An 8,830-nucleotide genomic window follows, 5' to 3' on the forward strand; every position below is an offset into this window, starting at 1 on the left:
CTCCAAAACGGGGTCGGCGCCCGGGAGCAGCTGAAGGTACGTGGTCTCCCAGGCGTCGGCGGCACAACCGGCGTCGAGCATGATCTCCAGATATTCCGCTGCCTCCCCCACCACGTCGTCGTGGCGGAGCACCCCGGCGAGCCGCCCCGCCCAGGCCGGGGAATCGGCCAGCTCCCGCATCAGGGTGTGCGACGGGGCGTTGAAGTTCCCCGGCACCTGCAGCGCGAACCAGGCGCCCGGTTTGAGGGCATCGAGCCATAGGGGCAGGAGCTTTCGGTGGCCGGGCACCCACTGCAGGGCCGCGTTGGTGACGACGACGTCCGTGTCCCCGGACGGCAGCCAGTGCTCAATGTCGGCCAGCTCGTAGGAAAGATTGGCCGCCGCGGCTGCGTGGTCCTTGGAAGTGGCCAGCATTTCCGGCGACGAATCCAGACCCACCACCTGTGCGCCCGGCCAGCGGTCCGCGAGCGTCGCGGTCAGGTTGCCGGGACCGCAGCCGAGGTCCACCACGTGCCGCGGGGCTTCGGCGTGAATCCGACCGGTCAGATCAAAAAATGGCCTGTCCCGGTAGTCCCCGAACTGCACATATTTCTCCGGATCCCACTTCATGGCTGCCTCCAGTTCCCGGCACATTGTCCTAACCGAAGCCTAGTCCCGGCCCGTGGGCCAGCCAAGGAAGCCGCCTGCGCTGCGGGCGGCTCACGGCGCGCGCCTGCACTGCGTGCGGTGCCGCGGCTACCACACGGGCACTAAGCTGGACAGCAATGAAACTCGTTGATCAGCTCCCCGCCCCGGCCGCCCGTATCCCCGGCAGGACGGGCCTGGACCCGGACGAGCTCTACACCCGGTTTGTCGAGTGGACCGAGACCCGCGGCCTTGCCCTGTACACGGCCCAGGACGAGGCGATCATGGAGCTGGCCGCCGGCTCAAACGTCATCCTGGCCACCCCGACCGGGTCCGGGAAATCCCTGGTGGCCATCGCCGCGCACTTCCAGGCCATGGCCCGCGGGCAGCGGAGCTACTACACCGCCCCGATCAAGGCCCTCGTCTCGGAAAAGTTCTTCGCCCTCTGTGAGATCTTCGGCGCCGACAACGTTGGCATGATCACCGGCGACTCCGGCGTGAACCAGGACGCCCCGATCATCTGCTGCACGGCCGAGATCCTGGCCAACATCGCCCTGCGTGAAGGTTCTGCGGCGCAGCTCGGTGCCGTGATCATGGACGAGTTCCACTTCTACGCGGACCCGCAGCGCGGCTGGGCGTGGCAGGTGCCGCTGCTTGAACTGCCCCAGGCGCAGTTCCTGCTGATGTCGGCGACGCTCGGCGATGTCAGCCGGTTCGAGGACGGCCTCAGCGACCTGACCGGCCGCACGACGACGACCGTCAGTTCCGCGGAACGCCCCATCCCGCTGCACTACTACTACGAACAGACCCCGGTGCACGAGACCCTTGAGGAGCTGCTCGCCACCAAGCAGGTCCCGGTCTACGTGGTCCACTTCAGCCAGGTCGAGGCGATCGACCGGGCCCAGAACCTGATGAGCATCAACGTCTGCACCCGCGAGGAAAAAGACAAGATTGCCGAGCTCATTGCCGGGTTCCGCTTCGCAGCAGGCTTCGGCAAGACCCTCAACCGCCTGGTCCGGCACGGGATCGGCGTTCACCACGCCGGCATGCTGCCGAAGTACCGCCGGCTGGTCGAACAGCTTGCCCAGGCCGGCCTGCTGAAGGTCATCTGCGGCACGGATACGCTCGGGGTGGGCATCAACGTGCCCATCCGCACTGTGCTGCTCACAGCCCTGAGCAAATACGACGGCGTCCGCACCCGGCTGCTGAACTCCCGTGAGTTCCACCAGATCGCCGGCCGCGCCGGCCGCGCCGGCTATGACACCGCCGGAACCGTGGTGGTCCAGGCCCCGGAGCACGTGACGGAAAACGTGAAGGCGATGGCCAAAGCCACGGCCAAGTTCGGCGACGACCAGAAGAAGCTGCGCCAGGTGGTCAAGAAGAAGCCCCCGGAAGGCTTCGTGTCCTGGGGCGAACCGACGTACAAGCGGCTGGTCGAGTCCGTTCCCGATCCGCTGACCTCGAGTTTCACCGTGACGCATGCGATGCTGATGAACCTGATGGAACGCCCCGGCGACCCGTTCCAGGCCGCCCGCCGCCTGCTCACCGAAAACCACGAGACCCGTCCGGCCCAGCTGCGGCTCATGAAGAAGGCCCTGGGAATCTACCGCGAGCTGCTCGCGGCCGGCGTCGTGGAGCGGATCCCGGCCGCGGAGCAGGGTGCCGACGGCCGCACGGTCCGGCTCACGGTCCATCTGCAGGCAAACTTTGCCCTCAACCAGCCGCTGTCCCCGTTCGCGCTGGCGGCGCTGGAGCTGCTGGACCCGGAGTCGCCGTCGTACGCCCTGGACGTGGTGTCGGTGATCGAGGCCACCCTGGAGAAGCCGCGGCAGATCCTCTCGGCACAGCAGAAGAAGGCGCGCGGCGAGGCGATCGCGGCGATGAAGGCCGACGGCATCGAGTACGACCAGCGGATGGCGATGCTCGAGGAGGTCACCTACCCGCAGCCGCTCGCCGAGATCCTCGGCGAGGCCTTCGACGTCTACCGCAAGGCCGCGCCGTGGATCGGCGACTTCGAGCTCGCGCCCAAGTCCGTGGTCCGGGACATGTACGAGCGCGCCATGAACTTCGGCGAGTTCGTCCAGTTCTACGGCCTCGCCCGCTCGGAGGGGATCGTGCTGCGCTACCTCGCCGACGGTTTCAAGGCGCTCCGCCAGACGGTCCCGCAGGATGCCCTCCGCGAGGACCTGGAGGACCTCATCGCCTGGCTGGGCGAACTGGTCCGGCAGGTGGACTCCAGCCTGCTGGACGAATGGGAAGAGCTCACTTCCGGCGCGGCGCCCACACCGCATGACGCTCCCCCGCCCCCGCCGCCGTCGCTGACCTCCAACATCCGGGCCTTCCGGGTGATGGTGCGCAACGAGATGTTCCGCCGCGTGGAGCTGTTCGCCGATGAGGCCGCCACCGCCCTGGGCGAGCTCGACGCCGGCTCCGGCTGGGACGCCGAGCGCTGGGAAGATGCCCTCGATGACTACTTTGATGAGCACAACGACATCGGCACCGGACCGGATGCCCGCGGTCCCGGGCTGCTGATCATCACCGAGGAACCCGGGGTGTGGAAGGTGCGGCAGATCTTCGATGACCCCGCCCGCAACCACGACTGGGGCATCTCCGCCGACGTGGACCTGGCGGCCTCGGACGAGTCCGGGACCGCCGTCGTCCGCGTCACGGACGTCAACCGGCTCTAAGCGGGACGGCACGKGGCGGGACGGCACGGGGGCGGCCGTCGCCGGCGCCGGTACCCCAGCCTGGGCCATCGCGCCGCGGGTAAACTCGGACAATGAGTGTAATCCGGCCTGCCACGGCGCATGACGTTCCTGCCATCCTGCAGATGATCCACGACCTCGCCCTCTACGAGAAGGAACCGGACGCCGTCCGGAACACCCCCGGGATGCTTACCGAGGTCCTCTTTGGCGAGCATCCCAAGGTCTTCGCCACCATGGCGGAGAACTCCGCGGGCGAGGTCCGCGGCTTCGCCCTCTGGTTCCTGAACTACTCCACGTGGGAGGGCGTCCACGGGATCTACCTCGAGGACCTCTACGTCCGGCCGGAGGCCCGCGGCGAGGGCCACGGCAAGGCACTGCTGCAGCACCTGGCGGCGACCGCCGTTGACCGGGGCTACGCGCGCGTCGAATGGAGTGTCCTGGACTGGAACGAGCCTTCCATCAACTTCTACAAGAAGCTTGGCGCCCTGCCGATGGAGGAATGGTCCACCTTCCGCCTCACCGGAGCGGCGCTGACGGCCTTCGGCGACCGCCCGGAAGTTGCCGGCGCCGGCTCCCCCGCCGGCTCCAGCTCGGGTTCCCGCGAGGCGGCAACCCGTGGCTGATCTCCCAATGACGGGGCTCATGGGAGCCTCCCTGCTGGAGACTGCCTCCAGCGACGGGCGCAAAATTCCGCACAGCGTCCGGGCGCGCCACACCTACCGGGGAATGCGGACCGCGGAACACTACTTCCAGATCCCCCTGGACCACTTCAGCGAGGCGGGGCGCCGCGGCGAAACCATCTCCGTGTTCGCCCGCGAATACGTGTCCACCGAACACAGCGAGGCAGAGGCCGCCGGGCTGCCCTGGCTGCTTTTCCTGCAGGGCGGTCCCGGCGGGCGTGGAAACCGGTTCCCGTCGCTGGGTGGCTGGAGCAAGGCCGCCGCCAAGGACTTCCGGATCCTCATGCTGGACCAGCGCGGCACCGGCCTGTCCTCGCCCGTCGACCGCAACACGCTGCCGCTGCGCGGCACCGACGCGGAGCAGGCTGACTACCTGACGCACTTCCGCGCCGACTCGATCGTCGCCGACGCCGAAGCCATCCGGGCGGCCCTGGACTCGGCCCCGTGGACCATCTACGGCCAGAGCTACGGCGGATTCTGCGCGCTCAGCTACCTGTCCTTCGCCCCCGAGGGGCTGCGCGAGGTCCTCGTGACGGGCGGGCTGGCCCCGCTGGGCGGCTCCGCCGACCGTGTGTACCGGGCCACGTTCCAGCGGGTCGCGGCCCGGAACGCCGAATACTTTGACTGGTATCCCGAGGACCGGGCCATCGTCACCCGGATCGCCCGGCACCTGCGGGAAACGGAGGAGGTCCTGCCCGACGGCGGCCGGCTCACGGTCGAACGGTTCCAGATGGTGGGCTCGTTCCTGGGCGGCAACACCCGGGTGGACGCACTGCACCACCTGCTCGAGGACGCCTTCGTGGCCACACCGGGCGGCGACCGTCTCTCCGACGCCTTCCTGGAGCAGGTCAGGGGCCTCGTGTCCCGGGCCGCGAACCCGTTGTACGCGTTGATGCACGAATCCATTTACGGCCAGGACGGTGCCACCAACTGGGCCGCCTGGCGCGTGCTGGAGGAATTCCCCGAGTTCCGCCCCGACGCCGGCGAACCGCTTCTGACCGGGGAAATGGTGTACCCCTGGTATTTCGAGCAGGACCCGGCCCTRCACCCGCTGCAGGACGTGGCCCGGCTCCTGGCCGAAAAGGACGACTGGGCACCCCTCTACGACCCGGAGCGACTGGCGCTGAACACCGTGCCCGTCGCCGCGGCCGTCTACACCGACGACATCTACGTGGACCGGGAGCTGTCCCTGGAGACGGCGGCCGCGGTCCGGGGCCTGCAGGTCTGGGAAACCGGAGACTTCCACCACGACGGCATCGCGGACGACGGCGAGGCGATCTTCGGGCGCCTGCTGGGGATGGCCCGTTCCGCCCGACGGTGACCCGGCCGCAGCCAGGCACGGGGCCGATGGCGCCCGGCTTAGCAGGTACGGCTTAGACAGGTACGGCGCCTTGAGGTAGATGAGCCGGTTCATGAGGCCGCCGAGCAGGAAGTACAGCTGGCGCAGCCCCATGAGGGCAAAGATGTTGGCGGTGAAGACGATGAAGGCGCTCTGGGTGAGGCCGAAGATGGCCGGAATGGAGTCGACCGCGAAGAGCAGGTCCGTCATGCCGATGGTCACGAAGACGATCAGCATCGGAGTGAACACCTTCTTGCCGTCGACGACGGTGCGGAGCTTGCCGCCGTCGAACTTCTCGGACATCGGCAGGACCCGGCGGATCCGGGCGATCAGCGGGTTTTCCTTGTCTTCCTCGTCCTCGCCCTCGTCCTGGGCCTGCTTCCAGGCGGTCMAGAGCAGGAAGGCGCCGAAGATGTAGAAGACCCAGCTGAACTGCTCGATCACGATCGCGCCGAGCATGATGAAGATGCCGCGGAGGATCAGGGCAATGATGATGCCCACCATGAGCACTTCCTGCTGATACTTTCTCGGTACCGAGAAGCGCGCCATGATGATGATGAAGACGAACAGGTTGTCGATGCTCAGGCTGTATTCGGTCACCCAGCCGGCGATGAACTGGCCGCCGAATTCCGGGCCGGTGAAGGCGAACATGGCGCCGGCGAAGACCAGGGCCAGGGCCACGTAAAACGCGACCCACAGTCCGGCTTCTTTCATGGAGGGCTCATGCGGGCGTTTGAGGACCATCAGCAGGTCGATGGCCAGAATGACGCCGAGGACGACAAACGAGCCGATCTCGAACCACAGGGGAAGCTCGGGCACGGGGGAAATACCTTTCGTAGGGTACAGCTCAGCGGTGTAAGTCTCTCCGACCGCCGCCGCATAACGCTGCCTGGCTGCCCGCTACGCCCGGCGCGGCATCGTAGCCGTGCGTGTTGACGATCGTAGCGTTTGGGATACTCCCCTACGTTTGACCGAGTTTACCCTAGGCGTGCCCCGCGGATTGCATTTGCCGCAGTTCCTTCTTCAATTCCCCCACCTCGWCGCGCAGCCGGGCGGCCAGTTCGAACTGCAGCTCCCCCGCTGCGGCGTGCATCTGTTCGGTCAGCTGTTCGATCAGCCCGACGAGGTCCTCGGCTGGCGCGGCGGCGAGCCCGTCCGCACGGATGAGCGCGGTGCCCTTGCCCTTCCCGCGGTTCTTCCCGGCCGCGGCCAGCAGCTCGCGGGTATCCGCGTCTTCCTTGGCCAGCTGGTCAGTGATGTCCGCGATCTTCTTCCGGAGCGGCTGGGGATCGATCCCGTTCTCCGTGTTGTACGCCACCTGGATGGCGCGGCGGCGGTTGGTCTCGTCGATGGCATGGGCCATCGAGTCGGTGATCCGGTCCGCGTACATGTGCACCTGGCCGGAGACGTTCCGGGCGGCACGCCCGATGGTCTGGATCAGGGACGTCGAGGAGCGCAGGAAGCCTTCCTTGTCCGCGTCCAGGATGCTGACCAGCGACACCTCCGGGAGGTCCAGGCCTTCACGGAGCAGGTTGATGCCGACGAGGACGTCGAAGACACCCATCCGCAGTTCGCGCAGGAGTTCCACGCGGCGGAGGGTGTCGACGTCGGAGTGCAGGTATTCCACCTTCACGCCATGGCCCAGCAGGTAGTCCGTCAGGTCCTCGGCCATCCGCTTGGTCAGGGTGGTGACCAGGACCCGTTCGTTCTTCGCGGTGCGGGTCCGGATTTCGCCCAGCAGGTCATCGATCTGCCCCTTCGTGGGCTTGACGACAACCTCGGGGTCGATCAGGCCGGTGGGGCGGATGATCTGCTGGACGAAGCCGTCGGACTTGCCGAGCTCGTACTTGCCCGGCGTCGCGGAGAGGTAGACCGTCTGGCCCACGCGGTCCTGGAACTCGTCCCATTTGAGCGGGCGGTTGTCCATCGCCGAGGGCAGCCGGAAGCCGTGGTCCACGAGGTTCCGTTTGCGGGACATGTCGCCCTCATACATGGCGCCGATCTGCGGCACGGTGACGTGGGACTCATCGATCACCAGGAGGAAGTCATCCGGGAAGTAGTCGATCAGGCAGTGCGGCGCGGTCCCGCGGGCCCGGCCGTCGATGTGCGAGGAATAGTTCTCGATGCCATTGCAGAACCCCATCTGCTGCATCATTTCCAGGTCATAGGTGGTGCGCATCCGGAGCCGTTGGGCCTCGACCAGCTTGTTCTGGCTTTCCAGCACGGCGAGGCGCTCGGCCAGTTCGTCTTCGATCCGCTTGATCGCCCGGCCCATCCGTTCCGGACCGGCGACGTAGTGCGAGGCGGGGAAGACGTACATTTCGTTCTCGTCCCGGAGCACCTCGCCGGTCAGCGGGTGCAGGGTCTGGATATTTTCGATCTCGTCACCGAAAAACTCGATCCGGATCGCCAGTTCCTCGTACATCGGGATGATTTCCACGGTGTCCCCGCGGACCCGGAACGTGCCGCGGTGGAAGTCCATGTCGTTGCGGGTGTACTGCATGGAGACGAACTTCCGGAGCAGGTCGTCACGGTTCATCTCAGCCCCCTTGCGGAGGGTCACCATCCCGGCGATGTATTCTTCCGGGGTGCCGAGGCCGTAGATGCAGGAGACGGTGGCAACCACGATCACGTCGCGGCGGGTCAGCAGCGCGTTGGTCGCGGAGTGGCGGAGCCGTTCGACTTCCTCGTTGACGGAGGAGTCCTTCTCGATGAAGGTGTCCGTCTGGGCGACGTAGGCCTCCGGCTGGTAGTAGTCGTAGTAGKACACGAAGTATTCCACCGCGTTGTTCGGCAGCAGTTCACGGAATTCGTTGGCCAGCTGCGCGGCGAGGGTCTTGTTCTGCACCATCACCAGGGTGGGGCGCTGGACCTGCTCGATCAGCCAGGCTGTGGTCGCGCTCTTACCGGTACCGGTGGCGCCGAGCAGCACGACGTCTTTTTCACCGTTCTTGATGCGCTCGGTCAGTTCGGCGATGGCAGCCGGCTGGTCACCCGCCGGCTGGAACTCGCTGATCACCTCGAAGGGTGCCACGACACGGTTGATTTCCTGGGCAAGACTCATGTACCTAATCTACCGCCGGGCTGTGACAGGATGCCCTGATTCAGCTTTGGGCAGTACCGGGGTCGGCGGCAGGCGCCGTTGCGGTGGCGCCGCCGGCGGTGCTTTCACCGGCGTCGTCTGCTCCGGCGTCGTCCGCGTACGACGGCGGTTGCCATCCCGTGCGCTGCACCCACGCTTCCATCCGGGGCCAGGCATACTCGGTGAACCAGCCCTCCTTGTCGGCCGCGTAGCCGGCGGTGGACTTGTCGACGCCGTGCAGCCCGGCGACCCGTTGCTTTTCGGCGACATAGTCCGCCCGGGCTTCGGGATCGGCGCGCAGCCAGTCACGGAAGCACAGCGCGTACCGCCAGCCCGGCGAGCCGGCCGCGCGGAGGTGGAGATTCACCGGCCGGCCGGGGTCGGCGTTGCCGTGCAGCCT

Annotated in this window: 6 protein-coding genes and 1 pseudogene; 3 read left to right on the forward strand and 4 right to left on the reverse strand. The window is 67.1% G+C overall.

Translation table 11 applies throughout. The annotated features are described in order from the left end of the window. Positions 1-609: methyltransferase domain-containing protein (locus AC1D1S_RS18920; protein ID WP_476995187.1), on the reverse strand; the 609-nt coding region annotated here is incomplete at its 3' end. 155 nt (positions 610-764) lie between these two features. Here AC1D1S_RS18920 and AC1D1S_RS18925 point away from each other — a divergent pair. The 3 genes from AC1D1S_RS18925 to AC1D1S_RS18935 all read left to right on the forward strand — a co-directional run bounded on the left by AC1D1S_RS18925 (position 765) and on the right by AC1D1S_RS18935 (position 5,330). Beyond that, entirely contained in the window at positions 765-3,311 is a 2,547-nt protein-coding gene (locus tag AC1D1S_RS18925) for a DEAD/DEAH box helicase (protein ID WP_243177739.1), read from the forward strand. 92 nt (positions 3,312-3,403) lie between these two features. Beyond that, entirely contained in the window at positions 3,404-3,952 is a 549-nt protein-coding gene (locus AC1D1S_RS18930) for an N-acetyltransferase family protein (protein WP_476944051.1), read from the forward strand. 19 nt (positions 3,953-3,971) lie between these two features. After that, the gene (locus AC1D1S_RS18935) at positions 3,972-5,330 is read left to right on the forward strand and encodes an alpha/beta fold hydrolase (RefSeq protein WP_476995190.1); all 1,359 of its coding nucleotides are present in this window, start codon (positions 3,972-3,974) and stop codon (positions 5,328-5,330) included. Between the two features lie 69 nt (positions 5,331-5,399). Here the strand turns inward: AC1D1S_RS18935 and AC1D1S_RS18940 are convergent. From AC1D1S_RS18940 to AC1D1S_RS18950, 3 genes and pseudogenes are all read right to left on the reverse strand, one after another. Further along, positions 5,400-6,167, reverse strand: a pseudogene (locus AC1D1S_RS18940) (TerC/Alx family metal homeostasis membrane protein); the annotation flags it as partial. Between the two features lie 163 nt (positions 6,168-6,330). Next, a complete protein-coding gene (gene uvrB / locus AC1D1S_RS18945; RefSeq protein ID WP_476995188.1) occupies positions 6,331-8,412 on the reverse strand; it encodes an excinuclease ABC subunit UvrB in 2,082 nt (693 codons plus the stop codon). 40 nt (positions 8,413-8,452) lie between these two features. Next, positions 8,453-8,830, reverse strand: a 378-nt coding sequence (locus tag AC1D1S_RS18950) for a GrpB family protein (protein ID WP_476995189.1), incomplete at its 5' end; no start/stop codon positions are given.

It is taken from the genome of Arthrobacter sp. P1_A5 (assembly GCF_056406825.1).

Excerpts from the sequence above, each read along its gene's own strand:
- AC1D1S_RS18930 (WP_476944051.1), top strand. The coding sequence starts at position 3,404 with ATGAGTGTAATCCGGCCTGCCACGGCGCATGACGTTCCTGCCATCCTG.
- AC1D1S_RS18925 (WP_243177739.1), top strand. The coding sequence starts at position 765 with ATGAAACTCGTTGATCAGCTCCCCGCCCCGGCCGCCCGTATCCCCGGC.